This window comes from Streptosporangium sp. NPDC050284 (genome assembly GCF_044459525.1).
GTDB lineage: Bacteria > Actinomycetota > Actinomycetes > Streptosporangiales > Streptosporangiaceae > Streptosporangium.
In genome coordinates this window covers 207308-233400 of record NZ_JBITIZ010000004.1, presented here as the reverse complement: position 1 = coordinate 233400, position 26093 = coordinate 207308, and the positions used below count along the sequence as shown (strand labels likewise).

The 26093-nt window shown below is 70.3% G+C and carries 32 protein-coding genes; 11 read left to right on the top strand and 21 right to left on the bottom strand.

Features of this window, described 5'->3' with window-relative positions; genetic code table 11:
* The first annotated feature begins 67 nt into the window (after positions 1 to 67).
* Both ACIBH4_RS12020 and ACIBH4_RS12015 read left to right on the top strand, forming a co-directional pair.
* Positions 68 to 1726, top strand: a complete 1659-nt coding sequence (locus ACIBH4_RS12020; RefSeq protein ID WP_362767122.1) for a catalase — start codon at positions 68 to 70, stop codon at positions 1724 to 1726.
* Positions 1727 to 1996: 270 nt separating this feature from the next.
* Positions 1997 to 2269 carry a WhiB family transcriptional regulator gene (locus ACIBH4_RS12015; protein ID WP_362516047.1) on the top strand — a complete coding sequence of 91 codons (273 nt, stop codon included), beginning with the start codon at positions 1997 to 1999 and terminating at the stop codon, positions 2267 to 2269.
* Between the two features lie 85 nt (positions 2270 to 2354).
* Here ACIBH4_RS12015 and ACIBH4_RS12010 read toward each other — a convergent pair whose 3' ends face one another.
* From ACIBH4_RS12010 to ACIBH4_RS11940, 15 genes are all read right to left on the bottom strand, one after another.
* Positions 2355 to 3293: a DUF72 domain-containing protein gene (locus ACIBH4_RS12010; RefSeq protein WP_362516049.1), complete on the bottom strand. Its 939-nt coding sequence runs from the start codon at positions 3291 to 3293 to the stop codon at positions 2355 to 2357.
* Positions 3294 to 3398: 105 nt separating this feature from the next.
* Positions 3399 to 3539: a hypothetical protein gene (locus tag ACIBH4_RS12005; RefSeq protein WP_362516051.1), complete on the bottom strand. Its 141-nt coding sequence runs from the start codon at positions 3537 to 3539 to the stop codon at positions 3399 to 3401.
* A 528-nt stretch (positions 3540 to 4067) separates the two neighbouring features.
* Positions 4068 to 4835: a DUF3152 domain-containing protein gene (locus ACIBH4_RS12000; protein WP_362516053.1), complete on the bottom strand. Its 768-nt coding sequence runs from the start codon at positions 4833 to 4835 to the stop codon at positions 4068 to 4070.
* A gap of 259 nt (positions 4836 to 5094) precedes the next feature.
* On the bottom strand, positions 5095 to 6777 hold the full coding sequence (gene ptsP, locus ACIBH4_RS11995; RefSeq protein ID WP_362516056.1) for a phosphoenolpyruvate--protein phosphotransferase: 1683 nt from the start codon (positions 6775 to 6777) through the stop codon (positions 5095 to 5097).
* Positions 6770 to 7054 carry an HPr family phosphocarrier protein gene (locus ACIBH4_RS11990; protein ID WP_362516059.1) on the bottom strand — a complete coding sequence of 95 codons (285 nt, stop codon included), beginning with the start codon at positions 7052 to 7054 and terminating at the stop codon, positions 6770 to 6772. The genes ptsP and ACIBH4_RS11990 overlap by 8 nt, the downstream gene beginning before the upstream one ends.
* A gap of 126 nt (positions 7055 to 7180) precedes the next feature.
* Positions 7181 to 8212, bottom strand: coding sequence for a zinc-dependent dehydrogenase (locus tag ACIBH4_RS11985; RefSeq protein ID WP_362516061.1), 1032 nt, complete (start codon positions 8210 to 8212; stop codon positions 7181 to 7183).
* Positions 8209 to 8667 carry a PTS sugar transporter subunit IIA gene (locus ACIBH4_RS11980; protein WP_350948360.1) on the bottom strand — a complete coding sequence of 153 codons (459 nt, stop codon included), beginning with the start codon at positions 8665 to 8667 and terminating at the stop codon, positions 8209 to 8211. The genes ACIBH4_RS11985 and ACIBH4_RS11980 overlap by 4 nt, the downstream gene beginning before the upstream one ends.
* The gene (locus tag ACIBH4_RS11975; protein ID WP_350948361.1) at positions 8660 to 8968 is read right to left on the bottom strand and encodes a PTS lactose transporter subunit IIB; all 309 of its coding nucleotides are present in this window, start codon (positions 8966 to 8968) and stop codon (positions 8660 to 8662) included. Before ACIBH4_RS11975 ends, ACIBH4_RS11980 begins: the two co-directional genes overlap by 8 nt.
* A gap of 3 nt (positions 8969 to 8971) precedes the next feature.
* Complete coding sequence (locus tag ACIBH4_RS11970; RefSeq protein ID WP_362516064.1) at positions 8972 to 10084, bottom strand: PTS mannitol transporter subunit IICB; 1113 nt, start codon at positions 10082 to 10084, stop codon at positions 8972 to 8974.
* A gap of 65 nt (positions 10085 to 10149) precedes the next feature.
* A complete protein-coding gene (gene pfkB / locus ACIBH4_RS11965; RefSeq protein ID WP_362767125.1) occupies positions 10150 to 11091 on the bottom strand; it encodes a 1-phosphofructokinase in 942 nt (313 codons plus the stop codon).
* Between the two features lie 97 nt (positions 11092 to 11188).
* On the bottom strand, positions 11189 to 11950 hold the full coding sequence (locus tag ACIBH4_RS11960) for a DeoR/GlpR family DNA-binding transcription regulator (protein WP_362516068.1): 762 nt from the start codon (positions 11948 to 11950) through the stop codon (positions 11189 to 11191).
* Positions 11951 to 12357: 407 nt separating this feature from the next.
* Complete coding sequence (locus tag ACIBH4_RS11955; RefSeq protein WP_362516070.1) at positions 12358 to 12900, bottom strand: RNA 2'-phosphotransferase; 543 nt, start codon at positions 12898 to 12900, stop codon at positions 12358 to 12360.
* A 28-nt stretch (positions 12901 to 12928) separates the two neighbouring features.
* Positions 12929 to 13369, bottom strand: coding sequence for a type II toxin-antitoxin system PemK/MazF family toxin (locus ACIBH4_RS11950; protein WP_362516074.1), 441 nt, complete (start codon positions 13367 to 13369; stop codon positions 12929 to 12931).
* Positions 13370 to 13519: 150 nt separating this feature from the next.
* A complete protein-coding gene (locus tag ACIBH4_RS11945; RefSeq protein ID WP_350967627.1) occupies positions 13520 to 13723 on the bottom strand; it encodes a DUF5302 domain-containing protein in 204 nt (67 codons plus the stop codon).
* A 141-nt stretch (positions 13724 to 13864) separates the two neighbouring features.
* The gene (locus ACIBH4_RS11940; RefSeq protein ID WP_362516077.1) at positions 13865 to 14047 is read right to left on the bottom strand and encodes a hypothetical protein; all 183 of its coding nucleotides are present in this window, start codon (positions 14045 to 14047) and stop codon (positions 13865 to 13867) included.
* Between the two features lie 88 nt (positions 14048 to 14135).
* Here ACIBH4_RS11940 and ACIBH4_RS11935 point away from each other — a divergent pair, with 88 nt between their 5' ends.
* Positions 14136 to 14657, top strand: coding sequence for a MarR family transcriptional regulator (locus ACIBH4_RS11935; RefSeq protein WP_362767321.1), 522 nt, complete (start codon positions 14136 to 14138; stop codon positions 14655 to 14657).
* A complete protein-coding gene (locus ACIBH4_RS11930; protein WP_350948369.1) occupies positions 14612 to 14839 on the top strand; it encodes an HGxxPAAW family protein in 228 nt (75 codons plus the stop codon). The genes ACIBH4_RS11935 and ACIBH4_RS11930 overlap by 46 nt, the downstream gene beginning before the upstream one ends.
* A 37-nt stretch (positions 14840 to 14876) precedes the next feature.
* On the opposite strand, the gene ACIBH4_RS11925 is transcribed toward ACIBH4_RS11930, so the two are convergent.
* The gene (locus ACIBH4_RS11925) at positions 14877 to 15167 is read right to left on the bottom strand and encodes an HTH domain-containing protein (protein WP_362767128.1); all 291 of its coding nucleotides are present in this window, start codon (positions 15165 to 15167) and stop codon (positions 14877 to 14879) included.
* A 412-nt stretch (positions 15168 to 15579) separates the two neighbouring features.
* On the opposite strand from ACIBH4_RS11925, the gene ACIBH4_RS11920 reads away from it, so the two are divergent.
* Positions 15580 to 16422, top strand: coding sequence for an amidohydrolase family protein (locus tag ACIBH4_RS11920; RefSeq protein WP_362516081.1), 843 nt, complete (start codon positions 15580 to 15582; stop codon positions 16420 to 16422).
* Positions 16423 to 16584: 162 nt separating this feature from the next.
* On the opposite strand, the gene ACIBH4_RS11915 is transcribed toward ACIBH4_RS11920, so the two are convergent.
* Both ACIBH4_RS11915 and ACIBH4_RS11910 read right to left on the bottom strand, forming a co-directional pair.
* A complete protein-coding gene (locus ACIBH4_RS11915) occupies positions 16585 to 17136 on the bottom strand; it encodes a Clp protease N-terminal domain-containing protein (RefSeq protein WP_362516084.1) in 552 nt (183 codons plus the stop codon).
* A gap of 2 nt (positions 17137 to 17138) precedes the next feature.
* Positions 17139 to 17366, bottom strand: a complete 228-nt coding sequence (locus tag ACIBH4_RS11910; protein ID WP_362516086.1) for a helix-turn-helix domain-containing protein — start codon at positions 17364 to 17366, stop codon at positions 17139 to 17141.
* 99 nt (positions 17367 to 17465) lie between these two features.
* On the opposite strand from ACIBH4_RS11910, the gene ACIBH4_RS11905 reads away from it, so the two are divergent.
* Positions 17466 to 17828, top strand: a complete 363-nt coding sequence (locus ACIBH4_RS11905; protein ID WP_362767131.1) for a DUF2203 domain-containing protein — start codon at positions 17466 to 17468, stop codon at positions 17826 to 17828.
* A gap of 30 nt (positions 17829 to 17858) precedes the next feature.
* Here the strand turns inward: ACIBH4_RS11905 and ACIBH4_RS11900 are convergent, their stop codons facing one another.
* Complete coding sequence (locus ACIBH4_RS11900; RefSeq protein ID WP_362516091.1) at positions 17859 to 18269, bottom strand: organic hydroperoxide resistance protein; 411 nt, start codon at positions 18267 to 18269, stop codon at positions 17859 to 17861.
* Between the two features lie 84 nt (positions 18270 to 18353).
* On the opposite strand from ACIBH4_RS11900, the gene ACIBH4_RS11895 reads away from it, so the two are divergent.
* Entirely contained in the window at positions 18354 to 18779 is a 426-nt protein-coding gene (locus tag ACIBH4_RS11895) for a MarR family transcriptional regulator (RefSeq protein WP_362516253.1), read from the top strand.
* A 29-nt stretch (positions 18780 to 18808) separates the two neighbouring features.
* On the opposite strand, the gene ACIBH4_RS11890 is transcribed toward ACIBH4_RS11895, so the two are convergent.
* Positions 18809 to 19777 (bottom strand): hypothetical protein, encoded by a 969-nt coding sequence (locus ACIBH4_RS11890; RefSeq protein WP_362767134.1) that lies wholly within the window; start codon positions 19775 to 19777, stop codon positions 18809 to 18811.
* Positions 19778 to 19924: 147 nt separating this feature from the next.
* On the opposite strand from ACIBH4_RS11890, the gene ACIBH4_RS11885 reads away from it, so the two are divergent.
* The 4 genes from ACIBH4_RS11885 to ACIBH4_RS11870 are packed head-to-tail and all read left to right on the top strand — an operon-like array spanning position 19925 to position 24781.
* On the top strand, positions 19925 to 21133 hold the full coding sequence (locus ACIBH4_RS11885; protein ID WP_362516096.1) for an LLM class flavin-dependent oxidoreductase: 1209 nt from the start codon (positions 19925 to 19927) through the stop codon (positions 21131 to 21133).
* Positions 21130 to 22455 carry an NtaA/DmoA family FMN-dependent monooxygenase gene (locus ACIBH4_RS11880; RefSeq protein ID WP_362767137.1) on the top strand — a complete coding sequence of 442 codons (1326 nt, stop codon included), beginning with the start codon at positions 21130 to 21132 and terminating at the stop codon, positions 22453 to 22455. Before ACIBH4_RS11885 ends, ACIBH4_RS11880 begins: the two co-directional genes overlap by 4 nt.
* A complete protein-coding gene (locus tag ACIBH4_RS11875) occupies positions 22452 to 23633 on the top strand; it encodes an LLM class flavin-dependent oxidoreductase (RefSeq protein WP_362516100.1) in 1182 nt (393 codons plus the stop codon). The genes ACIBH4_RS11880 and ACIBH4_RS11875 overlap by 4 nt, the downstream gene beginning before the upstream one ends.
* Positions 23630 to 24781: an LLM class flavin-dependent oxidoreductase gene (locus ACIBH4_RS11870; protein WP_362516102.1), complete on the top strand. Its 1152-nt coding sequence runs from the start codon at positions 23630 to 23632 to the stop codon at positions 24779 to 24781. The genes ACIBH4_RS11875 and ACIBH4_RS11870 overlap by 4 nt, the downstream gene beginning before the upstream one ends.
* A gap of 153 nt (positions 24782 to 24934) precedes the next feature.
* Here the strand turns inward: ACIBH4_RS11870 and ACIBH4_RS11865 are convergent, their stop codons facing one another.
* Positions 24935 to 26092, bottom strand: a complete 1158-nt coding sequence (locus ACIBH4_RS11865; RefSeq protein WP_362516104.1) for a cation:proton antiporter — start codon at positions 26090 to 26092, stop codon at positions 24935 to 24937.
* Position 26093 lies beyond the last annotated feature (1 nt).

The window sequence follows — 26093 nt, the reverse complement described above, 5'->3', positions numbered from 1 at the left end:
AGGAGCCCATGTGTCGATATGTACTTGGCACGCCGAAGCGACCACGGCAGGGAAAGGAAACGTTGTCATGACGGATGTGTCGAGCATGGGCCCCCAGCCGGGTGATGACCGCCCGGTCCTGACCAACCGTCAGGGGCACCAGGTCTACGACAACCAGAACCAGCGCACGGTCGGCGCGAGGGGCCCGGCCACGCTGGAGAACTACCAGTTCCTGGAGAAGATCAGCCACTTCGACCGCGAGCGCATCCCCGAGCGGGTGGTCCACGCCCGGGGGGTGACCACCTACGGCTACTTCGAGGCCTACGGCAAGCTCGGCGACGAGCCGATCAGCCGCTACACCAGGGCCAGGCTCTTCCAGGAGGCGGGGAAGCGGACCGACGTGGCCGTGCGCTTCTCCACGGTGATCGGCGGCAGGGACTCCTCGGAGGCCGCCCGCGACCCACGCGGGTTCGCGGTGAAGTTCTACACCGAGGACGGCAACTGGGACCTCGTCGGCAACAACCTGGGGGTCTTCTTCATCAGGGACGCCATCAAGTTCCCCGACGTGATCCACGCGCTCAAGCCGGACCCGGTGACGTTCAGGCAGGAGCCCGGACGGATCTTCGACTTCATGTCGCAGACGCCGGAGAGCATGCACATGATCGTCAACCTGTTCAGCCCGCGCGGCATCCCCGCCGACTACCGGCATATGCAGGGATTCGGGGTTAACACCTACAAGTGGGTGAACGCCCAGGGCGAGACCCACCTGGTCAAGTACCACTGGATGCCCAAGCAGGGCGTGCGCAGCATGACCGAGGAGGACGCCGCCGTCGTCCAGGGGCAGGAGCTCGGGCACGCCACCAAGGACCTGCACGAGGCGATCAACCGCGGTGACTTCCCCGAGTGGGAGCTGCTGGTGCAGATCATGAGCGACGACGACCACCCCGAGCTGGACTTCGACCCGCTGGACGACACCAAGGTGTGGCCCGAGAACGAGTTCCCGCCCATGCCGGTCGGCAGGATGGTCCTGAACCGCAACGTGGCCAACAATTTCGCCGAGAACGAGCAGATCTCCTTCGGCACCGGGGTCCTGGTCGACGGGCTCGACTTCTCCGACGACAAGATGCTGGTGGGCCGTACGTTCTCCTACAGCGACACCCAGCGCTACCGCGTGGGTCCCAACTACCTGCAGCTGCCGGTCAACCAGGCCAAGAACGCCGAGGTGCGCACCAATCAGCGCGACGGCCTGATGACCTACCACGTCGACGGGCAGGGCGAGAACCCGCACGTCAACTATGAGCCGTCGATCACCGGGGGGCTCAGGGAGGGGCAGAGCCCCACCCACGACGAGCAGGGCCCGGTTATCTCGGGCAGGGTGACCCGCAAGCGCATCCCGCGTACCAACGACTACACGCAGGCGGGCCAGCGCTACCTGCTGATGGAGGAGTGGGAGCGCGACGACCTCGTGCGGAACTTCGTCGACCTGCTCTCCCAGGCCTCGCGCCCGGTTCAGGAGCGCATGGTCTGGCATTTCCTGATGGTCGAGGACGATCTCGGCCTCAAGGTCGGGGAAGGGCTCGGGATCAGCCCCGACGACGTCTCCCATCTGGAGCCGCTGGCGAGCCAGGACCTGAGCGACGAGGACCGTGAGCGGATGTCCAGACTGGGCAAGAACGGACCCCGCGAGGTGGAGGGTATGAAGATGACCCACTGCGTGCCCAACGAGCGGGCGCGGGCGGAGCGTTAGCGAACCGCCGCCGGGCCGGAGCGAACCGTACTCCGGCCCGGTGGGGCGAAAGGCGGTGAGCCGGTGCTCGGGGACGCTGTCCCGCGGGCGCGGGGAGATGATCCATCCGCCCTGGGAGCCCTCCGACCAGGACCTTCAGCCAGGGAGAGATCCTCGGTCAAGAAGGTCCGATTTTTCCGCTTAAAAGGTATGAATGCCATTACAGCGGGCACGCGATCCTCAATCCGAGACACCGACATCTGAGCCGTTCCCACTCCCAATTGGATCGCCATGCCTGTTAAGAGCAACGTCATTCCGATCATCCACTGGTCTCGCCGTTCGTCCTGCCTCAGCGAGGATCCCGAGCTGTTCTTTCCCGTGTCCTACGAGGGGCCGGGCCGTGAGCAGTATGAGCGCGCCAGGGCGGTGTGCCGCCTGTGCCCGGTGCGCGGGCGTTGCCTGGAGTACGCGTTGAACACCCAGCAGATGTACGGCGTGTGGGGAGGCACCACCCCGGAGGAGCGCAGGGCCACCATGGCCAGGGCGAGGCAGCAGGTCAGGTAGCGGTCTTCCTCGTCAGCCGGCCCGTCGGCACCGCCTGCGCCCCGCCTGCCCGGCGCACGGTCCGGTCCGCCCGGAGCCGCCCGGTTCACCGCGGGGTCCCCGGGCTCACGGTGCTCTCCGGCTCTTCGGCCTCCCCACGGTCCCCGGAATCGCCGACGAGGGCGCGGAAACGGGTGGCGTTGCGCTGGGAGTTGTCCGCGCAGCAGTTGTTGAAGAGCACATGGGTGACCTCGGCGCCCTCCGCGAGCTTCTCGACCCTCGCCGCCCAGCGGGCGAGCTCCTCCTCCGAGTACAGGTACGCGAAGCGCTCGTCGACGTTCTTGCTGGTCCACCTGTCGGAATGCCCGTGCATTCGTACCACGGCGAGGTCGGAGGTCGCGGCGAGGACCGGCGGGACCGACGAGGCGTACCCCTGGGGCATGTCGACCCCCACGTACGCGAGGTCGTGCCCGGCGAGAAAGGCGAGGGTGTCCTCGCGGTTCTCCTCGCTCATCCAGGTGCGGTCGCGGAACTCGACACTGACGCGCATCGGTGCGCAGCGCCGGGCGCATTCCAGGATGTGGCGCCTGTTGCTCTCTCCGATCGGGAACCACGGCGGGAACTGGAAGAGCACCGCCCCCAGCTTGCCGGCCTCGTGCAGCGGTCCCAGCGCGTCGAGGAACCGCCGCCAGACCTCGTCCAGGATCTCCGGTGGCACGTCTTTCGGGTAGAGGTTGCGCCCCTGCGGCGCGCCGAGGCTCTCCCGCAGGTCCTTGTAGAGGGAGGCGGGCCGGGTGGGGTGCCCGGTCAGCATGGAGAACGCCTTGACGTCGAAGGTGAAGTCCGCGGGGGTGCGGTCGCGCCAGGCCTCCACGGTGCTTCGCGACGGCGGATGGTAGTAGGTGGCGTCCACCTCGACGACCGGGAACCGCGTCGCGTAGTAGGCGAGGCGTTTCGCCGGGGTGGAGGCGTCCTCGGGATACCAGCCGGACTCCAGCAGTGAGCGGTGGGTCCACGAGGCCGTGCCCACGCAGATCCTGCCCATGTTCCCCGTCCTCCCTGACAGGCCCGGCGCATCTCCCACTCCCGGCGTTCCTCCGCCAGGTGACGGCCCCGGCCGGGGGTGCGGGGCCGTCGCGGCGCCGGGTTCCTACGGCTTCCCGCCGACGCCGCCGGCGAGTTCGCCCAGGCGTGCGGGACCTCCGGTGCGCGGCGACAGCGGCAAGGTGTCGGGCACGAACGGGATCAGGCCCGGCCGTACCAGCTGCTGCGGCACGAACGTCCCGCCCACCAATGCTATCCGGAATGCGGGCCAGTGCTCCGGCCTTCAGGCCGGAGGCGAAGGCCCGCGCGGGAGTGCCCGCTAGGGTGCGAGCGTGCCCTGACCTGAGCGGTTTCGCCGTCAGATCAGGGGCGATGCGGTAATGTGTTCGAGTCGCCGCCGGACGGGCGGAGACGCTAAACGACTGTGGAGGCCCGGTAAGACCACCGCTCGCGGTGGCTCAGGTCGACGAAGCAGGAAGCCTCAGAGGTGCCGCGTGAACGCGCGGTGCGGGCTGAATCCCCGGCCTTCAGGCAGGGGAGCGCGTCAATCGCATGCCTACCGGGCGCCCCGGGAGGGGGCGGTGAATCCCCTCCCGGTGACCGCTTTGCCGTACGGGGAGCCGATCCGGCGCTGGGTGACCGCCGCGCCGGACCGGTGGGGGATCCGTCGTCCGCGCGATGCCGGACGCGACGGGCACGACACCGCGCCGCTACGGTGCCCATCGCCGTGCCCGAGATGCCCGCCGTGCTCGCCCTACGCGGGCGAGGCCGGGGGTCAGCGTCGGGGGGACGGCCAGGGGTTGGGACGGCAGCCGTGCAGGGACTTGGTCTGCTGGAGCATCACCGGTGCCCGCCGGCCGCGCCCCGGGCAGGACACGTGGCCGTGGCCGAGACCGTGGCCGACCTCGTGGCTGATCACGTACTCGCGGTAGGAGGCCACGTCGCGGCCGTAGCCGCGCGCCCCGCTGTTCCAGCGGACCGCGTTGATGACCGCGCGCTCGCCGTTCCAGCAGGAGAGCGCGCCGTTGGTCCGCATCGGCAGGCATCGCCTGTCGGTCGTCCGCGGGCTGCTCAGGGAGACCCTGATGCTCGCCGGGCCGCGGGTCACCCGCTTGAACCGGTATCCCCAGCCGCGCCGGTCGTTGAGGATCCGGTGCACCTCGGCGGCGAACTCCTCCGCCTCGAACGGCAGGCCGCGCTCGACCTCCACGATGTACCGGACCACCTTGCCCTTCCTCCCCTTGGGAGGGGCGGCCTCGCCGGGGGCGACGGCGTAGCGGCCTTTGGCCGACCGGGGCACCTTCATCCTCAGCGGCTGCTGGCGGCCGTTGGCGAGCAGGAGCGGCTCCTTGGCGGGTGACAGGGGCGCGGCCGTGTCTTGCGGCTGAGGCGGCGGGGTCGGCGTCTGGGGAACCACCGGTATGCCGGGCGGGGCGGCGTCGGGGAGAGGTGCGGGCCTGTCGGGAACAGGGTCGAGGCGACCGCTCAGCACCGTGGCCCCACCGGCTGTGAACGTGACCACGATGCTCAGCGCGAGAAGCAACAGAACGGTCTTAGGGTCACGTTTCTTTTCGTTCCTGGACATAGACCGTAAACCCTATTGCCCCCTGGAGGTAACTCATCAAATCAGGAGCAAATCCATCATATGCAGCCAGCCCATGGGCATTTCGGGGCATGCCAACGGCGACCGCACGTATGCGGTCGCCGTTGGATCAGAGGGTCGCGGACTTAGCGGGATCCGCGTGGACTCAACAGATGGATCGCTGCCGGTGCCGTGGCCCGGCCCTGAGCGGGACGGGATCTCACCGGCCCGAGGCGATCGTCTTCCTGGCCTCCGCCGGATCGTCGGTGGCCAGGGCGATCCGGGCGTTCTCGCGGCACCGCTCCAGGGAGTGGGCGGCGAGACTCTCCCGTACCGCGGGGACGCCGGGCGCGGACATCGACAGGCTGGTGACCCCCAGCCCGACCAGGACCGTCGCCAGGAGCGGGTCGGCCGCCGCCTCGCCGCACACGCCGACCGGCTTGCCCGCCGCCTGCCCGGCCGCCGCGCAGTCGGCGATCAGCTGGAGCAGCGCGGCCTGCCAGGGGTCGAGCAGGTCGGCGAGTTCCCCGTGCTGGCGGTCGGAGGCGAAGGTGTACTGGCTCAGGTCGTTGGTGCCGATGCTCAGGAAGTCGAGCTCCTCCAGCAGGCGTCCGGCGCGCAGCGCGGCGGCGGGAACCTCGATCATCGCCCCGACACGCGCGATGCCCCGGGCGCGTGCCCGCGCGGCGAAGTCGGCGGCCTCGGCCACCGTCGTCACCATCGGAGCCATCACCCACGCCTCGGCCCCGGTCGTGCGGGCGGCCTCGGCGATGGCGTCGAGCTGGGTGTCGAGCACCTCCGGCCTGACCCGGGAGACCCGAAGTCCCCGGATGCCCAGCGCGGGGTTGGTCTCCTCGGCCAGTCCGAGGAACGGCAGCGGCTTGTCCGTGCCCGCGTCGAGGGTGCGGACCACGACGTGCCCGCCGCCGGGTGCGGCACGGAAGACCGCGGCATAGGCGGCCACCTGCTCCTCGTAGGTCGGCTCCTCGCGCCGGTCCAGGAAGAGGAACTCCGTGCGGAACAGCCCCACCCCCTCGGCGTCGAATCCCCCGGCCCCCTCCGTGGAAGGAGCGTGGCCCGAGGGGGTGAGGTCGGCCGCCGAGCCGACGTTGAGCAGCAGCTTGACGGGGTGGCCGTCGGAGGTGCGCCCGGGACCACGGCTGGTGGCCTTCCTGCGGCGGTCGTCCTCGGCCCGGCGCTGGACCGCGGTGGCGGCCTCCTCGCCGATGCCGACCTCCACCTCGCCCAGCTGGCCGTCGACCGAGATCCACGTCCCCTCGCCGATGTCGTCGGCTCCCCGGCAGGCGACCACGGCGGGCAGGCCGCGGGCGCGGGCGAGGATGGCGGTGTGGCTCGTCGGGCCGCCCTTCTCGGTGACGAGGGCGAGAACGGACCCGGGGTCCAGGTTCACCGTGTCGGCGGGGGAGAGATCCCCAGCGACCAGGACGAACGGATGACCGGGGTCGGGCACCCCGGGGACGGGCAGGCCCAGCACCGCCGCCACGGCCCGGTTGCGGATGTCGTCGAGGTCCGCGGCGCGTTCGGCGAAGTAGCCGCCCGCCTCCAGCAGCGCGCGCCGGTGATGGGCGCAGGCCTCGTCGACGGCGTGCGCGGCGTTCCTGCCCGACCTGACGCTCGTCTCCACGGACTCGTGCAGGCCGGGGTCGTCGGCGATGAAGGACTGCGCCTCCAGGATCGCCTTCGCGTCGGCGTCGGGCGCCTTCTCCGCACGCGCCGCCAGCTCTGCGGCCGTGGCCCGCAGCGCGTCCAGCGCCAGGCCGAGCTCGGCGTCGGCGTCGGTCACGGGGGAGGGGGCGGGCAACTCCGGCGGGCCCGCCATCCGGCAGACCCGTCCGGCGGCCCGGCCCGGGCTCACGCCCAGGCCACTGAGCGTCTCAGCCACGGGAGTTCTCTTCGGCGTCGAGGTCACGGGCGAGCAGTTCGGCGAGGGAGTCGAGCGCCTCGTCGGCTCCCGGTCCCTCTGCCTCGAGCGTGACCTCCGTGCCGTGCGTGGCGCCCAGTGCCAGTACGGCGAGCATGCTGTTGGCCGGTACGGGTTTGCCCTCTCCGACGCGGATGCGGACGGGCACCCCCTGCTTGCCCGCGGCCTGCACGAAGATCTTCGCGGGCCGGGCGTGAAGGCCCGTGCTTGAGGCGACGACCACTGTCCTCTCCGGCATCTCCGGTCCTCCTTCTGCGCTTTGTGCGCGTTCTGCGAGTGGTGCGAGCTTGGCGGGCCTGTGCCGGTTCCGCGCCGGGCCCCTCCCGTCTGACCAGACGGGAGGGGTCCGGCGGGCCGGCACCGGTCAGGGTTCGATGGTCACCTTGATGGCCTCGCCCCTGCTGACGATGTCGATGCCCTCAAGGACCTCCGTGAGCGGCAGCCGATGCGTGATCAGGTCGGCGACCGGCACCGAGCCGTCGGCGATCAGCCGCAGAGCCTGGGCGTTGTGCGCCGGGCTCGACCCGTTGGCGCCGACGATGGTCAGCTCCCGGTAGTGGACCAGGTTGGAGTCGCACTGGATGATCGGGTTGTCCTTGGGCAGGCCGCCGAAGAAGCTGATCCGCCCCTGGCGGGCGACCATCTGCAGCGCCTGCTCCTGGGCCGCGCCGGCGGCGGCGGCGGTGATGACGACGTCGGCCCCCCTGCCCTCGGTCAGTTTGAGCACCTGCTCGACGACGTCCTCACCGTGGACGACCGCGTCGGGGTGGACCAGCCGGGCGGCCATCTCCAGCCGCCCGGCGTTGATGTCGACGAGGAAGACGCGTGCCGCGCCCCGCGCCCGAGCCAGCCGCACGTGCAGACAGCCGATCGGGCCGGAGCCCATGATCACCACGTCGTCGCCCTCGCCCACGCGGGCCAGCTCCTGGCCGTTGAGCACGCAGGCCAGCGGCTCGGCCACCGACGCCTCGGCGAAACCGATCTCGTCGGGAATGCGGTTGACGCCGTTGACCGCGAGGACCTTAGCCGGGATGATCATGTACTCGGCGAAACCACCGTCGTAGTGGTAGCCCATCGACTCCTGGTTCGGGCAGACGGTCATCCGGCCCCGGCGGCACTCCGGGCACGTCCCGCAGGGAATCGCGGCGATCACCTGCACCCGGTCACCCGGGGCCCACTCGCCGGCGTCGACGGCCTCGACCACCTCGCCGGCGATCTCGTGCCCCATCACCCTGGGCGGATGGATGTGGTGGTGGCCGTGCTTGAGGATCTTCGCGTCGGTACCGCAGGTCGAGCAGTTGCGCACGCGTATCTTGATCTCGCCTGGTCCGGTGACGGGTTCCGGCGCCTCCTCGACGCGGATGTCGCCGGGGGCGTAGAAACGGGCGACCTTCACTGTGCTTCGTCCTCTTCGTTCGGTTGCAGCAGCCGGACCACCTCGGCGACTTCCGTCGCCTCGCGAAGGGCCCGGGCCTGGTCGGGATCCATCAGGATCTGCGCGAGTTCGGCGAGCAGTCGCACGTGGCCGTCGCCCTTGGCGGCGATGCCGATGCACACTGTCACCTGCTCGCCGTCCCAGTCGACGCCCTCGGGAAAGCGCACGAAGCTGATGGCGTCGTACAGGACCGCGTCCTTGCCGGCCAGGGTGCCGTGCGGGATGGCGACCCCCTCGCCGACGTAGGTGGAGATCGACCGCTCCCGTTCGAGCATGGTGTCGATGTACTCGCTCTCCACCGCGCCGACGGCGAGCAGGGCCTCTCCGCACTGCAGGATCGCGTCGTCACGGCCGGCGGCCGAGGCCGCCAGCCGGATGGCGCGTGGGTCCAGCGGCAACGGTGCCGTCTCAGGCATTGACGGTGCCGCCGCTCTTGATCGTGCTGACCAGCTTGGTCACCGCGGGGTCTCCGATGAAGACCTGGAACGGGATGAGCACCTTGTCCGGGGCACCGGCCCTGGCCCGGCTCGCCAGTCCGGCGTGGCAGAGCACCACGTCGGCGTCGGCGGGGATCGTGTTCACCGGGGTGTGCTCCACCGCGATGTTCTGCGGCTTCAGCTGCTTACGGAGCTGGCTGGCGAGCATGACGCTGCTGCCCATTCCCGCGTCGCAGGCGACGACGATCTTGTGGATGTCCTTGCTCTCGATGCTGGCCATCGATTAGGCCTCCTTGACGGTGGGTGCGGTTTGCGGCTCTTCGACGCTCTCCCCACTCTCCTCACTGTCGTCCTTGCCGCGCCCGAAGCCGAGGAGCGCCGCCGCGACGGCGAAGGAGACGAGCGTTGCGGCGGCGACGCCGGCGATGGTGCCGAACAGTCCGCCCCTGGGGGTCACCGCGAGGAAGGCGAAGATGCTGCCGGGCGACGGCGTGGCCACCAGCCCGGCCCCGGTCATGAGGAAGACCAGGACGCCCGTGGCGCCACCGGCGATGACCGCGAGGATCAGCCGGGGCTTCATGAGCACGTACGGGAAGTAGATCTCGTGGATGCCGCCGAAGAAGTGGATGATGATCGCGGCGGGGGTGCTGGGACGCAGCGCGCGGGGGCCGAAGAACATGAAGGCGAGCAGCAGGCCGAGGCCGGGGCCGGGGTTCGACTCCAGCATGAACAGGATCGACTTGCCGTCCTCGGCCGCCTGGGCGATGCCCAGCGGGCCCATCACACCGTGGTTGATGGCGTTGTTGAGGAAGAGCACCTTGGCGGGCTCGATGACGATCGAGGCGATCGGCAGCAGGTTGTTGTTGATCAGCCAGGCGACCGCGTCGCTCGCGACCGCGGTGATCGAGGCGACGACGGGGCCGATGGCCTTGAGTCCGACCAGGGCCATGGCGCCGCCGATGATGCCGGCGCTGAAGTTGTCCACCAGCATCTCGAAGCCGGCCTTGACGCGGTCGGCGATGAGTCCGTCGAACAGCTTCAGGAGGTACGCGGTGAGCGGACCGATGATCATCGCGCCGAGGAACATCGGGCTTTCCGCGCCGGCGACGATGCCCATGGTGGCGACGGCGCCGACCACGGCACCGCGCTGGCCGTGGACCATCCGCCCGCCGGTGTAGCCGATCAGGACCGGCAGCAGCGTCGTGACGATCGGCCCGACCAGGGTGGCGAAGTCCTCATTGGGCAGCCAGCCGGTGGGGATGAACAGAGCGGTGATCAGGCCCCAGGCGATGAACGCGCCGATGTTCGGCATGATCATCCCGGCGAGGTATCCGCCGAAACGCTGAATAGTCGCTCTCGCCCCGGTTCCTGTGACAGTTGGGGTGTATTCACTCATGTGGTTCTGCTCCTTCCGGGGCGGTCGGCGGTTGGGCCGACCTGGGGGGTGGATCTATACCGCTGTCAGCCCTCGGGCCGCAGCGACAGGGTGGGATCGGCTCCGGTGACGCGCACGTCGTCACGATGGATGTGGTGTGGGGATGGCATCCGGCTTCCCGGCAGCCCGACTGCGGCGGTCGCCCAGGCCAGCGCCTCCACCAGCGCGCGCTCGCCTCGTGCCCCGCCCGCGAGGAAGCCCGCGAGCATGGCGTCGCCGGCGCCGACGGTGCTGCGTGGTTCGGCCACCGGGCACTGGCCGTGCCAGATCTGGTCGTCCTGCAGCAGGATCGCGCCGTCGGCGCCCAGACTGGCCAGGACGGTGCCCGCGCCTCGCGCCCGCAGGTTCTCCGCGGCCTTGATGGCGTCGCCCAGGGACGAGATGACGATCCCCGTGGCCTCGGCCAGCTCCTCCCGGTTGGGTTTGACCAGGGCGGGAGCCTCGGCGAGCGCCGAGATGAACGCGGGTCCGCTGGTGTCGACCGCGACGTTGATGCCCGCGCCGCTGAACCGCTCGCACAGGCGGGCGTAGACGTCGGCGGGCACCTCGGGCGGGAGGCTGCCCGAGGCGACCACCCAGTCCGCGGAGCTGGCCGCGCCGAGCACCGCCTCGGCGATGGTGTCGAGTTCGGTCGACGACAGGGCCGTTCCCGGTTCGTTGATCTTGGTGACCGTGCCGTCGGGCTCGGCCAGCGCGACATTGGACCGGGTGGCCCCGCCGACGGGGACGGTGATCATCTCGATGCCCTCGGTCGAGAGCAGGCTCACCAGTCGGCGGCCCTCGTCGCCGCCGAAGGGGACGACCGCGCACGAGCGGACCTGGTTGGCCAGCAGCGCCCGGGAGACGTTGACGCCCTTGCCGCCGGGGTCGAGGTGGGTGGCGGCGGCGCGGATGACGGCCCCGCGGGTCATCGACCCGACCTCGATCGTACGGTCCAGGCTGGGGTTGAGGGTCAAGGTGACGATCATGCCGGGACCACCTTGGTCGTACGGTTCCGGCGGAGGCCGAGGGGGGCGGGGACGATCACCTTCGAGATCCTGGCGGTGACCGGGGGGGAGGGGAGGATCACGCCCGGATCACCTCCGGGCCCGCTGCGGCCATCTCGGCCGCGACCCCGGAATCGAGCCCGGTGTCACTGATCACCACGTCGATCTCCTGGATCGAGGCGAAACGCGCCAGGTAGGTGTTGGGGAACTTGGTGTGGTCGGCGAGCAACACGCACCGCTGAGCCGCGTCGATCATCGCCCGCTTGATGGCGGCCTCGCCCGGGTCGGGTGTCGTCAGCCCCTTGGCCACCGAGCACCCGTTGGCGGCCATGAACGCCACGTCCACGTGCAGGTCGGCGAGAGGGCGCAGCGCCCAGTCGTCGACGGTGGCCAGGGTCCGTCCGCGGACCCGGCCGCCCAGCATGATCACCGTCAGGTTGGGTCGGGTGGCCATCGCCGTCGCCAGTGGCGGTGAGTTCACGATCACGGTCAGCTCCCGATCGACCGGAAGTGCCTGCACCAGCCTGCCGGTGGTCGAACCGGCGTCGATGATGATCGCGCCGTCGTCGGGGAGCTCGGCGAGCGCCGCCTTCGCGATGCGTTCCTTCTCCGCGATCATCACCTCGTCGCGGGCGGCCAGCTCGGGCTCGAACCCCAGCCGCTCGACCAGGATCGCTCCGCCGTGCACGCGTCGCAGCATCCCGGAGCGCTCCAGCGCGGTCAGGTCGCGCCGGATGGTCTCCGTGGTGACGGCGAACTCCTCCGCCAGCGTCACCACGTCCACCCGTCCGACGGCCCGCGCCCGGCGCAGAATCTCCTGTTGCCGCTCCTCGGCGTACATGCTGTTGATTCACCACCGTTTCCGTGTTGTTTCAGCTTTATTTACACCCGAATGTGTTGGAACGTCAATGGGTTGCCTCCCGGCTAACACAGCATGACCATAAAAAGACCCAGGTATTTACCGGTAAACCCGGGGGTCGGGCGGAAGTGGGGTCACGGTTTGGCCCAGATTTGGGAACACGTTGGAATCACTGTGGCTCTTGGTGTGAAGTGAGGCCGATCCGGGCTCCTCCGGCGGCGAAGTGAGGGGCGCCACTGGCTCTTCCAGTGCGAAAGACGCGTCTCAGGAGGGATCCGGGGAGTTTCGAGGAGCTCCGGGGATCTTCGGGAAGGGCCGAGAACGCCGCGGGCTCCCCGGCGGATGGGAGTCCGGGGCCCCGTCACGGGGGTTCTGTCGCGGGAAGTCCCTCAGCCGGGAAACGAGATGTGGGCGGGCGGCACGTGGGCGGCCAGCCAGACGCCGTTGGCGCTGACCCGGAACTCGTGACCCGCCCGGTGCATCTCTCCCGCGCGGACGACCAGCACGACCGGCCTGCCCCGGCGCGCGCCCACCCTGGTCGCGGTCTCCCGGTCGGGGGAAAGGTGTACGGCGTGCCGGCTCATCGGCCGCAGGCCCTCCTCCCGGATGGCGCCCACGTGCGCGCCCACCGTGCCGTGAAAGAGGATCTCGGGCGGTTCGACCGCGGGAAGGCCCAGATCGACGTCGACCGTGTGGCCCTGGTTGGCGCGGATCCGGTCGCCCTCGATGCTGAAGCGCCGCTTGTCGTTGCCCGCGACCACCCGCGCGAGCTCCTCACGGGTGATCGCGAAACCGTGCCGCGCGGCGGCGGCCAGCAGGGCGTCGACGTCCACCCAGCCCTGCGGGCCCAGGACGAGCCCGATGCGCTCGGGCTGGTGCCTGAGGTGCTGGGAGAGATATTTGGAGACTCGAACGAGCCGCTTGTCATCCATGGGATACGGGTCTCCGGGTGGGGCGGGCTCAGCCGTCGGCGGCCCAGCCGTGGGTGCGCTTGAGGACGGCGGCCACGCGGGCGAAGCGCGCGCCGTCGAGGATGGAGCCCTCGCGCCGGATGTCGCCCTCGGCGAGACTGAAGACCCGATCCAGGCGCAGGTAGGAGACCCGGTTCTCCCGGTCCCACTGGCCGGGGCCGAGCTCCAGGTAGTCATCGGGGTCGCCGCCGGCCCGGCTGGTCAGCATCAGCGCGAGCAGCTTGCGCCCGTGGCGGCCGACGACCAGCAGAGGCCGGTCCTTGCCCCGGTTCGGATCCTCCTCGTAGGGGACCCACGCCCAGACGATCTCACCGGGGTCGGCGAGCCCGTCGAGGTCGGGGGAGTAGTGCAGGGTCGCGGTTCGGTCGACACGGTGGACCTCGCTGACCGCGCCTCGAGCCGGTCGGGGGTCCTCGCCAAGATCACGCACGCGCACAGCTTAACGGCAGACCCCGGCCGCTTCCAAGGGAGCGGCCGGAGCCGGTGGCGGGGAGCGCGCCGCCCGCTGGCCGGATGCCAGCGGGGCGGCCGAGGTCCGGGTGGGCGGGTGCCCTCATCCTGGACCTGGTGCGAAGACGGCTCAGCCGCCGCTCTTGCGCCGGAAGGAGCGCTTGGCCGCAGCCGGGCCGTGAGCACCGTGGATCTTCGAGGAGTTCTTCCCCTTGCCCCCGGAACCCGCGTCCGCCTGGGCGAGCTTCTTGCGCTCCAGTGCCTCGCGGAACTTGCGCTTCAGCTCGTCGTCGGAACTCTCGGAACCTTCGGGTTCCGGCGTGACGTCAGACATTACAGACCTCCTGATCTATCGGGCGGTCCAACCCCGACCAACAGGATCATCATCCTCTCATCCGGACCCCTTCGGCGTGCAGGCCCCTGGCTTCGGCTCTGAGAGGAAGGGCACGTGCCGCGAGCTCCGCCGGCGCACGGGTCAGTGCATTCCCAAAGCCATCATCAGCAGCAGGCCGGCGAGGTGGCCGACGACCACGAAGACGATCACGAAGATGAAGACGAACTTGGCCGGGCCGTGCTCGAAATGCCGGCCCTCCTTGAGGGTGGGACGCTTGGCCTGGCGCTCGGCGATCCGCTCCTCGATCGGCCTGCTGTGAAACATGGGGGTCCTTTGCTCACCGATGGTTGGGGCGATAATCGTTTGTGTACCAATTATTGTACTATGTCGCTTGGAGGCGCACGTGAGTGACATGGCCGACCCCCTGAGCCTGGACCGTCAGGTGTGCTTCGCCCTGGCGATCGCCTCGCGCAACGTCATCGGCCTCTACCGGCCCCTGCTGGAGCCGATGGGGCTCACCCACCCCCAGTATCTGGTCATGCTCGCCCTCTGGGAGCGGGCACCGCTCTCGGTCAAGGAGCTGAGCGAGCTACTGAGACTCGACCCCGGTACGCTGTCCCCGCTGCTGAAGCGTCTCGAGTCCGTCGGTTACATCCGGAGGCGGCGTGACAGCCAGGACCAGCGTGTCCTGGCCGTCTCGCTCACACCGGAGGGCAGCGGGCTACGGGGCGAGGCGGAGAAGGTTCCGCCGACGATCGTCAAGCGTCTGGGGATGACCATGGAGGAGCTCCAGGAGCTCCACCGGTCGCTGACGCGGCTGATCGCCGCGGCGGACGGCGCGGCATCACCGACTCGCGAAGAGTCACAGGACAGGGAGAGGAAAGGCTCATGGCCGGAAGTCACGGGGGAAGCCCCAAGTCGTGGTTCGCGGTGATCGTCATCCTGCTGGGGTTCACCGTGGGGGGTGTCGCCCTGTGCCTCGGTCCCAACTGGACGTTCTTCTGGGTGGGGGCCGGGATCGTCGCGGTGGGCGGCGTGATCGCCCTGATGGTCGACATCTTCTCCGACGTCATCATCGACGCGCCCCGCGTGCCGATGGACCAGAGCAACGGCTGATCAGGCCTCCTGCAGCGCCTCCTCGCCCGGCGGGATCTCAAGTGATCCGGTAGAGCAGCTCGGGTCGTCCGAGTCCGCCGTACTGGGGGACCCGGTGTGTGATCCCGTTCTCCGTCAGATGCTCCAGGTAGCGGCGGGCGGTCACCCGGGAGACGCCGATCGCCGCCCCGGCGGTCTGGGCCGACAGGCCGCCGGGGGCCTTGCGCAGCTCCGCCAGCACGGCGTCGAGCGTGGCCTGCGTCATCTCCTTGGGCAACAGGCTCTGCGTCGGACCCCGTAGCGCCGCCGGCGCGCGGTCCACCTCGTCCTGACCGTTCGCCTCTCCCACGCCCTCCACCGACGACCGGAACTCCGCGTAGCGGACGAGCTTCTACGCCCTTCCCTCGCAGCGGCAGCCGCACGGTGAACACCGCGCCCGTCCCGCTCTCCATCGTGCTTCCGGCGCCCGGCTCATCCTCGCCCGCGAGCGCGCGGCCGGTTTCCGCGCGGCCGGACGACCAGGCCCTGACCCCGGCGTAGCCGGCGTAACGACGGGCGACCCTCCGAAGGGCGCACGGGCCGGTGGTGGACGCTCTGCTCGGGGGAGCGACCGCCACCGGTCCGTACGTGTGAGGACGCGCCCGCCAAAGTGATCGCCACCGGCCGGTTCCCGCGGGCCCGACGGCGTTGACACCCTTGTCACGTCGCCCTAGTTTGAGCAGGCTCAGACGACTGATCACGGAATCGAAGGGGAGCGGTGGATGGCCGTCATCGATGCCCACCAGCACTTCTGGAATCTGGAGACGGGCTCCTACCCCTGGCTGACGCCGGAGGCGGGGCCGCTCTACCGCACCTTCGCTCCCGAGGAGCTCGTCCCGCAGCTCGCCGCCGCCGGTGTGGAGCGGACCGTGCTGGTCCAGGCCGCCGACACCTACGCCGACACCGACGCGATGCTGGCGCAGGCGGACGCCCACGACTTCATCGCCGCCGTGGTGGGGTGGGTGCCGCTGAACCGGCCCGACGAGGCGGCCGGGGCGCTGGAGCGCTACGGCAGGCATCCGAGGTTCGCCGGGGTGAGGCACCTCATCCACGACGATCCCGATCCCGACTGGGTGGTCCAGGACACGGTGATCGAGAGCCTGGGCCTGCTCGCCGCGGCGGGGCTGCCGTTCGACGTGGTCGCCGTGCTGCCCAGGCACCTGGAGCACGTGCCGTTCCTCGCCGAGCGCGTCCCCGGGCTGCGGCTGGTCATCGACCACCTGTCCAAGCCGCCGATCAGGGAGAAGGGGTGGGAGCCGTGGGCGTCGCTGATCGCCCGCGCCGCCGAGCACCCCAACGTGTACGGGAAGGTGTCCGGCCTCAACACCGCCGCCGATCCCGAGACCTGGACCGCCGAGGACCTCCGCCCCTACGTCGACCACGCGCTTGAGGCGTTCGGCCCCGAGCGGCTGATGTTCGGCAGCGACTGGCCGGTGGCCGTCCTCGCGGGCGACTACGCCAAGGTCTGGAGGGAGACCGGCGTGCTGCTGTCGGGTCTCGACGAGGCCGCCAGGGAGGCGATCCTCGGCGGTACCGCAGCGCGCTTCTACGGCATCGAGACCTGATCCGGCCCTCGCTCGCTCCTTCCTGACCTCCTTCCGCAGGGACGGCCGGGCGGTGCCCGCTTCGCCCCCCTCCCGGCCCCTTTCGGAAGGGAGATCCTTGGCGGGGCCGAGAGTGCGGGTCGATGCGCGCTCTCAGGCTCGGGCCGACACGCGCAGGAAGGCTCAGGCCGACTCGCGCAGGAAGCCGATGCTCGCCGCGAGGCCGCGAACGTCGACGCCGAGGCCGCGCAGGATGGAGACGGAGGCGTTCGAGCCGTCGGCCAGCAGGCCCTTCAGCAACTCCTCGCCGCCCACCTGGGAATCGGTGCCGCGGGTGTGCAGGGCGACCTCGACGGCCTTCCGCGCCCTGGCCGTGAGGAGCAGGTCACCGGCCGGGCCGCTGAGCGTCACGTTCAGCGGGCGGAGCCTGGAGCGCGTCAGTCGCCACGCCAGGGGATCCTCCCGCCGGGGCGGGAGGTGCCGCCTGACCTCGTCCAGGTCGACGCCGATGGCGGCGAGCAGCGCGCGGTCGCCCGCCCGGCCCTTCGCGGCCTCACGGTTCCGGATCTCCGCGCCGACTGCCTCGGGGGTGACCCCGAGACCGGTCACCGGCCAGGACTCGGCCAGGGCGAGCAGGAACATGTCCTCGTCGAGCGTGGTGTGGCCGTGGTCGAGCGCCAGCAGTCCGGCGCGGACCGTGGTTCGCCGGGCCTCGGGGGTGAATCTCGCGAACATCGTCAGCTCCCGCCGTCGGTGGTTCGGTGTGCGTGCTTGCGGTGTGCCGTCTGCCGCCTGACGCCGAGCGCGGCGGCGATGACCTCCCAGGAGGAACCCTGGTTCCTGGCCTCGATGACGTGCGCGGCCTCAAGTTCCTCCAGAAGCCTGCGTAGTGCCGCCACGGCCGCCAGCGCCACCACCGGATCCTTGCCGTCGACGGCCTCGGCGAACTCGTTCAACGATCCCATGCTGTCAGCATAAGCTGACAGGTTCGTTGTTGTCAGCATTTGCTGACAACATTCCGGGGCCTCGCCGCGTTCCGGCAGGGGACGCGCTAGCGTGCGAGGGTGGACAAGATCTTCACCGTTGAGGAGGCGCGGGCGCTCATGCCCGTGCTGCTGGAGCGGGCCGCCGCGTTCGTGGCGATGCGGGGGGAGCTGGCCGAGCTCGCGCACGAGCTCCGCAGCACCGGGACGTCAAAGGCCGGTGGTCTGGCGGAGGCGAAGGCCTTCGAGGCCAGGCTGGAGGAGATCCTCGGCTGGTTCGAGGAGCGAGGCATCGAGGTCAAGGGCGTCGCGCCTCTGCTGGTCGACTTCCCCTCGGTGCTCGACGGGGTGCGGGTGCGGCTGTGCTGGCTGGAAGGGGACCGCGAGCTGGCGTGGTACCACCGAGACGAACTCGGCTTCGCCGGTCGCAGACCCCTTCCCTGACCACGCTCCCCGGAGGGTTCGGGGGTCTGACTACTCGATCACCAGGTTGACCGGGATGTTGCCCCGGGTGGCGTTGGAGTAGGGGCAAACCTGGTGGGCGGCCTCCACGAGGGCGGTGCCGGCCTCCCCGTGCAACTCGTCGGGCAGCTCGACGCGCAGCGTCACGGCGAGCGCGAAGCCCTCACCCTCGGGGACGAGGCCCACCTCGGCGGTCACCGAGGCCTCGGACACGTCGGCCTTCTGCCTCCTGCCGATCAACTGGAGCGCGCTGGCGAAGCAGGCGGCGTATCCGGCCGCGAACAACTGCTCGGGATTGGTGCCCTCGCCGGATCCGCCCAGCTCCTTCGGTGGTGCGAGGGTCACGTCGAGGCGCTTGTCGGACGAGACCGCCCGTCCTTCCCTGCCGTTGGCGGTGGCGATGGCCGTGTAGATCGTACTCATCGTGATCCCTTCTCGGTTTTGGACAACTTAATTGTGCACAATTAAGTTGATAGCAGTCAAGGTCGGTATAATCGAGACGTGAAGATCACCGTCGAGAATCTGGTGTGCTTCGACGTGCACGCCGCCTCTCGCGCCCTGGACGCCGTCTACCGCAGGGTGCTGGGCGAGCTCGGCCTGACCTACCCGCAGTACCTGGTCATGATGGTGCTCTGGGAGCGCGAGCCGGTGACGGTCAAGGAGCTCGGCGTGAGGTTGCGGCTCGACTCGGGCACCCTGTCCCCGCTGCTGAAGAGGCTGGAGGCGGCGGGCCTGGTGCGTCGCGAGCGCAGCACGGAGGACGAGCGATCCGTGCTGGTGCGGCTCACCGATGAGGGTGGCCGGCTGGGGGAGCGGGCGTGCGACGTCCCCGCCCGGATCTTCGAGGCCGCCGGTCTCGCCCCCGTCGAGGTCCTGGACCTGCAGCAGACCCTGCGCCGTCTCGTCGCCTCCCTCGACGAGTCGGCGCAATGACCGCGGCCGGCGACGTACGCCGCGTCTGATCAGGAGGTCCCGCTGAGGTGGACCTCCCGGGCCAGCTTCGTCGTCTGGGCGGTGGAGCGCTGCCAGGTGCTTCCCGCAGGGTGGGCGGTCAGCAGGACCACGATCCAGCGCTCCTTGGGGCCGACGAGCCCCGTGGTGTGCAGGACCGGGCGTCCCAGATCGGGGACCGGCCCTGAGCGGGCGGGGATGACCTGTGCGGCGGGTACGGTCCGCGCGGTGACCGTGGAGTCGGTGGAGGTGGCGGGGTGCGCGGCGAGCGGGACGTCGGGTGTGGCCGCGGTGAAGGTCGAGGGGTGGGCGACGGACGCGGGGGCGGCCGAGCTCGAAGGCCGGGGGGTGGACGCGGGGGCTTTCGCCGGGCGGCAGCGGACCGGGGGCGTGGAGCCGTACCCCGACCAGCCCTGCTTGACCGCCCACGGCCCGCGCACCGCGCGGGGGATGCCGAAGTACTGGTCGAAACCGTCGGAGCCGCACTGTCCCGACCTGCGCAGGTGGCCCAGGATCAGGCCGCCGACCTTGGGGTCGGCCCGGTCGAGCAGGTAGCGGTAGGTCGTGGCGACGTCCATCGCGCTGAGTGAGGTGTAACCCCAGAAGCCCGGCTTGTCGGCCGGTGGGGGAGCGGTGTCGGTGAGCCGCAGCTTGCGCGCCATCCGCTGGATGATCTTTCCCTGACCGCCCCGGGTCCAGAAGGACGTCGCGGCGCCGTCGTCGCTCACCCGCAGCATGACCTTCAGCAGCGCGAGGTCCCGCTCGGGAACGCTCTTGCGCGACTCCAGGTAGTCGATCGCGATGAGGATCTTCACCACCGACGCCGATCGGAATCTCCGGTGCGCGTTGCGGTACTCGGTCACCTTCGCCGTCTGCCGGTCGAAGACCACGTAACCGGCCGTCACTCCCGGTGGGATGTTCGGCTTGCCGGGGGCGGCGGCCGAAGCCGGAGTCGCGGCGGCGATGAGCGGGAGAGTCATCGCGAGAGCTGCTAGAAAGCGCGTCACGGGACAAATGCCTACCAGATCCCGATGCCGACGTCAGGAAGACGTCCGTGACGGGCCAACTTCCGCGATATAACCAACTAAACATGTAGAGATTAAGGGTTTTTGTGTTATCGTCACCGCATGTCGGCAGTTCCCCTGCATCTCGCCGTCGCATTCGACGGCGCCGGATGGCACCCCGCAGCCTGGCGTGACCCCGCCGCCTCCCCGAAAGTCCTGTTCACCGCCGCCTACTGGGCCGCTCTGGTGGCCGAGGCCGAGCGCGGCCTCCTCGACTTCGTCACCATCGAGGACTCCCTCGCCCTGCAGACCACGCGCCTGGACGGTCACGACGGCCGTACCGACCAGGTGCGCGGGCGTCTCGACGCCGCCCTCGTCGCCTCCAGGATCGCCCCGCTGACGAGCAGGATCGGGCTGGTGCCCACGGTCACCACCACGCACACCGAGCCTTTCCACGTCGCGAGCTCCATCGCCACCCTCGACCACGTCAGCTCCGGCCGGGCCGGATGGCGCGCACAGATCTCCGGGCGCCACACCGAGGCCGCCCACTTCGGCCGCCGGGAGGTTCCCGTCCTGACACCGGAGAGCCTCGGCGACCTCGGCAGGGCACCCCTGGTGCGGGAACTGTTCGGTGACGCCGCCGACGCCGTGGAGGCGGTGCGGCGCCTGTGGGACAGCTGGGAGGACGACGCGGTCATCCGCGACGTGGCCACCGGCCGGTTCGTCGACCGCGACAAACTCCACTACGTCGACTTCGAGGGCGAGCACTTCACCGTGAAGGGGCCCTCCATCGTGCCGCGACCGCCCCAGGGGCAGCCGCTCGTCACCGCGCTGGCACACTCCCGGCTGCCGTACGAGTTCGCCGCGCGCGGCGCCGACGTCGTCCACGTCACGCCGCACGACACCGAGCAGGCGCGGGCCGTCGTGGCGGAGGTGCGCGAGATCGCCGAAGAGGTGCGCGACCCGGACGCCGAGAAACTGAAGATCTTCGCGGACCTCGTCGTGCTCCTGGGAGAGGACGGGAACGACGCCCGCGAGCGCGGGGCCCGGCTCGACGAGCTCGACGGCGCCGCCCACACCTCCGACGCCGCGATCTTCACGGGCACGCCCGGCGAACTCGCCGACCTGCTCCTGGAATGGCGCGCGGCCGGCCTGGAGGGCTTCAGGCTACGGCCCGCCGTGCTGCCGACCGACCTGAACGCGATCACGCGCGGCCTGGTGCCCGAACTCCAGGGACGCGGCGCCTTCCGCCGAGCCTACGAGGCCGACACCCTCCGCGGCCATCTCCACCTGCCCCGACCCGCCGGCCGCTACGCAGGGAGCCGACGATGAAGCAGGTCATCCTCGCCGCCCACTTCCCGGGCGTGAACAACCACACGGTCTGGAGTGATCCCGCCTCGGGCAACCAGATCGACTTCGCCTCGTTCACCCACCTGGCGCGGACCGCCGAGCGCGGGAAGTTCGACTTCTTCTTCCTCGCGGACGGGCAGCGGCTGCGCGAACAGCGCGGGAAGATCCATGACCTCGACGTGGTCGGCCGCCCCGACTCGCTCACCGTGCTCTCCGGTCTCGCCGCGGTCACCGACCACCTCGGCCTGGCCGGGACGATCAACGCCACCTTCAACGAGCCGTACGAGCTCGCCCGCAAGCTCGCCACCCTCGACCACCTGTCCGCAGGCCGGGCCGGGTGGAACGTCGTCACCTCCTCCGACGCCTTCACCGGGGAGAACTTCCGCCGGGGCGGTTTCCTGGAGTACGCGCGGCGCTACGAGCGAGCCGAGGAGTTCGTGCGGACCGTCAACGAGCTCTGGGACTCGTGGGCGGCCGACGACCTCGTCGCGGACCCGGCGGCCGGCACGTTCGCCAGGCCGGACGCGGGGGAGTTCGCCCACCGGGGCACCCACTTCGACATCGGCGGCCACTTCACCGTGCCGCGCAGCCCGCAGGGCCGTCCGCTGACCATCCAGGCGGGGGACTCCGAGGGGGGCAGGGCCTTCGCGGCGGCCACCGCCGACGCCGTCTTCTCCCGGCACAGCCTCCTCCAGGAGGGGCAGGCCTTCTACCGGGACATCAAGTCGAGGCTGGCCGCGCACGGCCGGTCGCCCGACTCCCTGAAGATCCTCCCCGGTGCCACGTTCGCGCTCGGCGACACCGACGCCGAGGCACAGGAGAACGCCGACCACATCCGCCGCCAGCAGGTCAGCCCGCAGACCGCGATCCTGCTGCTGGAGCAACTGTGGAACCGTGACCTGTCGGCCTACGACCCCGAGGGACCGCTGCCCGAGATCGACCCCGACGTCTCCGAGGACTCGATCATCAAGGGCCGGACCCGGTTGTCCCGCGACCCGCTCAAGACGGCGGCGGAGTGGCGGGCCCTGGCCGAGTCCAAGAAGCTCGGCATCCGCGACCTGATCATCGAGGTGACCGGCAGGCAGTCCTTCATCGGCTCGCCCTCACGCGTCGCCGAGGAGATCAACGAGTTCGTGCAGAACGACGCCTCCGACGGGTTCATCCTGGTGCCGCACCTCACCCCCGGCGGCCTGGACGCCTTCGTCGACACGGTCGTACCGCTGCTGCAGGAACGCGGGGTCTTCCGCGCCGAGTACGAGACCACCACGCTGCGCGGTCACCTGGGCCTGGAGAACGAACGATGAGATTTCTGGCGATCACCCTGATTGTTCACGGCCCCGACCCCATCACCGGCGAGCTCAAGTCGACCAACGCGCGCCTGCGCGAGGTCGTCGAGAACGCCGTGCTGGCCGAGGAACTCGGGTTCGACGGTTTCGGTGTCGGGGAGCGGCACGAGCGCCCGTTCATCTCCTCGTCCCCGCCGGTCGTGCTCAGCCACATCGCGGCCAGGACGTCGACGATCAGGCTGTTCACCGCGGTCACCACACTGAGCCTGCTGGACCCCGTACGGGCCTACGAGGACTACGCCACCCTCGACCACCTCTCCGACGGCCGCCTGGAACTCATCATCGGCAAGGGCAACGGCGCCGCGCAGGCCCAGCTGTTCCATGTGACCGGCGAGGACCAGTGGGAGCGCAACCGGGAGGGCTACGAGCTGTTCCGCCGCCTGTGGCGGGAGGACAAGGTCACCTGGTCGGGGAGGTTCCGGCCGTCCCTGACCGACGCGGAAACCTGGCCGCGCCCGCTACAGCGCCCCATTCGCGTCTGGCACGGCAGCGCCACCAGCAAGGAGTCGGTGGAGCTCGCCGCCCTGTACGGCGACCCGCTCTTCTCCGCCAACGTCAGCAACCCGGTCGAGCCGTACGCCGAGCTGGTCCGCCACTACCGGGAACGCTGGGAGTTCCACGGTCACGACCCCGCCGACGCCCTGGTGGGCGCGGGTACGGCGGGCTACTACGCGACCAGGAGGTCCCAGGACGCGATCGAGACCTACCGGCCGATCTTCAACGCGAGGCTGGAACTGTTCAGGAAGGTCGGGGTGGACCCGGTCTTTCACACCCTGGAGGACGCGATCGAGCGCAGCTCGATCCTGGTCGGCAGCCCGCAGCAGATCATCGACAAGGTCCACCGCTACCACGAGCGGCTCGGGCACGAGGTCATGCACCTGCACGCCGACGCGGACGGCCTCACCGACAAGCAGCACCGGACGGCCCTGGAACTCTTCCAGAGCGACATCGCTCCCGTGCTGCGCGCGGAGATCCCCAGCAGGCCGTTCCCCCGCCAGGTGGGCTCCGAGCCGGGAGGCCCGGGGCCCGCAGGTTCGAGTTCCGGGAGTTCAGGCACGGAAAGCCCACGGCACGAGAGCCCGGCCCCCGAGGCTCCCCGCTCCGGGAGTTCACAGCGCGAGGAGGTGCGGTCATGACCTCCCTGTCGATCCTCGACCTGGCACCCATCCCCTCCGGTGGCACCGCCGGCGAGGCGCTGCGCAACACCCTGGACCTGGCCCGGCGGGCTGAGGAGTTCGGCTACCTCCGCTACTGGGTGGCCGAGCACCACCTCGCGCCCGGTGTCGCCAGTGCCGCCCCCGCCGTGCTCATCGGCCTGGTGGCCGCCGCGACCAGCACGATCAGGGTCGGCTCAGGAGCCGTCCAGGTCGGTCACCAGACCGCGCTGTCGGTGGTCGAGCAGTTCGGTCTCGTCGACGCGCTCTACCCGGGCCGCGTCGACCTCGGCCTGGGCCGGTCGGGCCGGCGCGGGGCCGAACTTCGCGCGACCGTCGAGCTCTCGGAGTCGGAGGAGAGGATCTCGACCTCGCCGACGCCCGCCAGGATCGTGGACGGGCTGCTCATTCCAGAGCCCTTCTCCTTCGCGGCGCTCGTGAAGTCGCCGCTGTTCTCGTTGTACGGCGCGTTGCTTCAGCAGCCGGGTGCGCAGAGCCCCGACTTCGCCGACCAGGTCGACGAGATCGCGGCTCTGCTGGCCGGGACCTATCGTTCCCCCGAGGGGGTGGTCGCGCACGCCGTGCCGGGCGAGGGCGCGGACCTGCGGCTGTGGATCCTGGGCAGCAGCGGCGGGCAGAGCGCGCAGGTGGCGGGGGAGCGGGGACTGCCGTTCGCGGCGAACTACCACGTCAGCCCATCCGGGGTGCTGGACGCCGCGCAGGCGTATCGGGAGGCGTTCAAGCCCTCGGAGGTCCTCAGCGAGCCCTACCTGATCGTCTCGGCCGACGTCGTCGTGGCGGAGGACGACGAGAGGGCGAGGGACCTCGCCTCCCCGTACGGGCTCTGGGTCCGCAGCATCCGCACCGGCGCCGGTGCGATCCCGTTCCCGACTCCGGCCGAGGCCGCCGCCCACGAGTGGACGCAGGAGGACCTCGCGCTGGTCGCCGACCGGCTCGCCACCCAGTTCGTCGGCTCCCCGAGAACCGTCGTGGAGAAGCTGCGCGTGCTGCGCGACGTCACCGGCGCCGACGAGTTGCTCATCACCACCATGACCCACGACCACGCCGACCGGGTCCGCTCCTACGAGTTGCTCGCCGCGGAATGGGAGGGAGGCGTCGTCACAGGCTGAGCCCGCATTCTCCACACCTTCTTCGGCACCCGGCGGTCACCGCCGGGTGCCGGAGTTTTTCCGGTCCGTGATCCAGGAAAGCGACCGGTTGAGCGGTCCCGGGAATCCAGCCCGGCCCGCCCGGCCCGCCGGGACGGCGGGCCGGGCGGGATCTCAGGCGCGCTTGGCGATGGCGGTGATGAAGGGCTGGACGAGCCGCGCGGCGAGCGGGCCGAACGCGGCGAGGATGAGAACGTACGTGGCGGCGAGCGGTCCCAGGTCGGGATGGACCCCGGCGGCCACCGCGAGTCCGGCGACCACGATGTTGAACTCGCCCCGGGGGATGAGCGCGATACCGGCCCGTGCCTGTCCGGCATTGGCGATGCCCGCCCGGCGGGCGGCGTAGGCGCCGGTGAGCAGTTTCGTGATCATGCTGATCAGGGCGAGCAGCGCGGCGAGCCCGGCGACCGGCAGGATCTTGGTCGGGTCGGTCTGCAGGCCGAAGAAGACGAAGAACACCGCGGCGAACAGGTCGCGGAGCGGGGTGAGCAGCGCCTGCGCGTCCTCGGCCAGCTCACCCGAGAGCGCGATCCCGACGAGGAAGGCGCCGACCGCGGCCGAGACCTGCAGCTGCTGCGCCACTCCGGCGACCAGCAGCGCGAGGCCGACGACCTTCAGCAGCAGCACCTCGGAGTTGGGGCTGGAGACGAAGGCCTCGATGAACCTGCCGTAGCGGAGCGCGACCAGCAGCACGACGCTCACCGCGGCGAGCGCGATCGCCACGGTGATCGCGCCACCGGCGAAGCTCACCCCGGCCAGCACCGCGGTGAGGATCGGCAGGTAGATGGACATCGTCAGGTCCTCGAAGACCAGCAGCGACAGCACCACCGGTGTCTCGCGGTTACCGATCCACCCCAGGTCGGACAGGACCTTCGCGGTGATGCCCGAGGAGGTCGCGTACGTGACGCCGGCCATGGCGATGGCGGCCACCGGACCCCAGCCGAGCAGCAGCGCGGCGATCGCGCCCGGTGCCGCGTTGAGCACCAGGTCGACGACGCCCGCTCGCGCGTTGCCCTTCAGGCTCGTCACGAGCTCGTCGGCGTTGTACTCCAGGCCGAGGGTGAGCAACAGCAGGATCACACCGAGCTCGGCGCCGACCGCGATGAACTCCTCGCTGGTGGCGAGGGGCAGGATGCCGCCGGTGCCGAAGGCGAGGCCCGCGATGAGGTAGAGAGGGATGGGGGATATGCCCCCTTTTAGGGCGAGTGCTCCGAGTATGCCGAGCCCGAGAAGGACAGCACCGAGCTCAAGAAAAAGAATCGCGGTGTGCACC

Bases quoted from the DNA above. Each gene is read 5' to 3' on its own strand.
- ACIBH4_RS11885 (WP_362516096.1), top strand. From the start codon at position 19,925: ATGTCGGCAGTTCCCCTGCATCTCGCCGTCGCATTCGACGGCGCCGGA.
- ACIBH4_RS12015 (WP_362516047.1), top strand. From the start codon at position 1,997: ATGCCTGTTAAGAGCAACGTCATTCCGATCATCCACTGGTCTCGCCGT.
- ACIBH4_RS11940 (WP_362516077.1), bottom strand. From the start codon at position 14,047: ATGTTTCACAGCAGGCCGATCGAGGAGCGGATCGCCGAGCGCCAGGCC.
- ACIBH4_RS11915 (WP_362516084.1), bottom strand. From the start codon at position 17,136: ATGTTCGCGAGATTCACCCCCGAGGCCCGGCGAACCACGGTCCGCGCC.
- ACIBH4_RS11980 (WP_350948360.1), bottom strand. From the start codon at position 8,667: ATGCCTGAGACGGCACCGTTGCCGCTGGACCCACGCGCCATCCGGCTG.
- ACIBH4_RS11910 (WP_362516086.1), bottom strand. From the start codon at position 17,366: ATGGGATCGTTGAACGAGTTCGCCGAGGCCGTCGACGGCAAGGATCCG.
- ACIBH4_RS11960 (WP_362516068.1), bottom strand. From the start codon at position 11,950: ATGTACGCCGAGGAGCGGCAACAGGAGATTCTGCGCCGGGCGCGGGCC.
- ACIBH4_RS11890 (WP_362767134.1), bottom strand. From the start codon at position 19,777: ATGACTCTCCCGCTCATCGCCGCCGCGACTCCGGCTTCGGCCGCCGCC.
- ACIBH4_RS11945 (WP_350967627.1), bottom strand. From the start codon at position 13,723: ATGTCTGACGTCACGCCGGAACCCGAAGGTTCCGAGAGTTCCGACGAC.
- ACIBH4_RS11900 (WP_362516091.1), bottom strand. From the start codon at position 18,269: ATGAGTACGATCTACACGGCCATCGCCACCGCCAACGGCAGGGAAGGA.
- pfkB (WP_362767125.1), bottom strand. From the start codon at position 11,091: ATGATCGTCACCTTGACCCTCAACCCCAGCCTGGACCGTACGATCGAG.
- ACIBH4_RS11880 (WP_362767137.1), top strand. From the start codon at position 21,130: ATGAAGCAGGTCATCCTCGCCGCCCACTTCCCGGGCGTGAACAACCAC.
- ACIBH4_RS11990 (WP_362516059.1), bottom strand. From the start codon at position 7,054: ATGCCGGAGAGGACAGTGGTCGTCGCCTCAAGCACGGGCCTTCACGCC.
- ACIBH4_RS11920 (WP_362516081.1), top strand. From the start codon at position 15,580: ATGGCCGTCATCGATGCCCACCAGCACTTCTGGAATCTGGAGACGGGC.
- ACIBH4_RS11955 (WP_362516070.1), bottom strand. From the start codon at position 12,900: ATGGATGACAAGCGGCTCGTTCGAGTCTCCAAATATCTCTCCCAGCAC.
- ACIBH4_RS11875 (WP_362516100.1), top strand. From the start codon at position 22,452: ATGAGATTTCTGGCGATCACCCTGATTGTTCACGGCCCCGACCCCATC.
- ACIBH4_RS11970 (WP_362516064.1), bottom strand. From the start codon at position 10,084: ATGAGTGAATACACCCCAACTGTCACAGGAACCGGGGCGAGAGCGACT.
- ACIBH4_RS12010 (WP_362516049.1), bottom strand. From the start codon at position 3,293: ATGGGCAGGATCTGCGTGGGCACGGCCTCGTGGACCCACCGCTCACTG.
- ACIBH4_RS11930 (WP_350948369.1), top strand. From the start codon at position 14,612: ATGGCCGGAAGTCACGGGGGAAGCCCCAAGTCGTGGTTCGCGGTGATC.
- ACIBH4_RS12020 (WP_362767122.1), top strand. From the start codon at position 68: ATGACGGATGTGTCGAGCATGGGCCCCCAGCCGGGTGATGACCGCCCG.
- ACIBH4_RS11870 (WP_362516102.1), top strand. From the start codon at position 23,630: ATGACCTCCCTGTCGATCCTCGACCTGGCACCCATCCCCTCCGGTGGC.
- ACIBH4_RS11935 (WP_362767321.1), top strand. From the start codon at position 14,136: ATGGCCGACCCCCTGAGCCTGGACCGTCAGGTGTGCTTCGCCCTGGCG.
- ACIBH4_RS11975 (WP_350948361.1), bottom strand. From the start codon at position 8,968: ATGGCCAGCATCGAGAGCAAGGACATCCACAAGATCGTCGTCGCCTGC.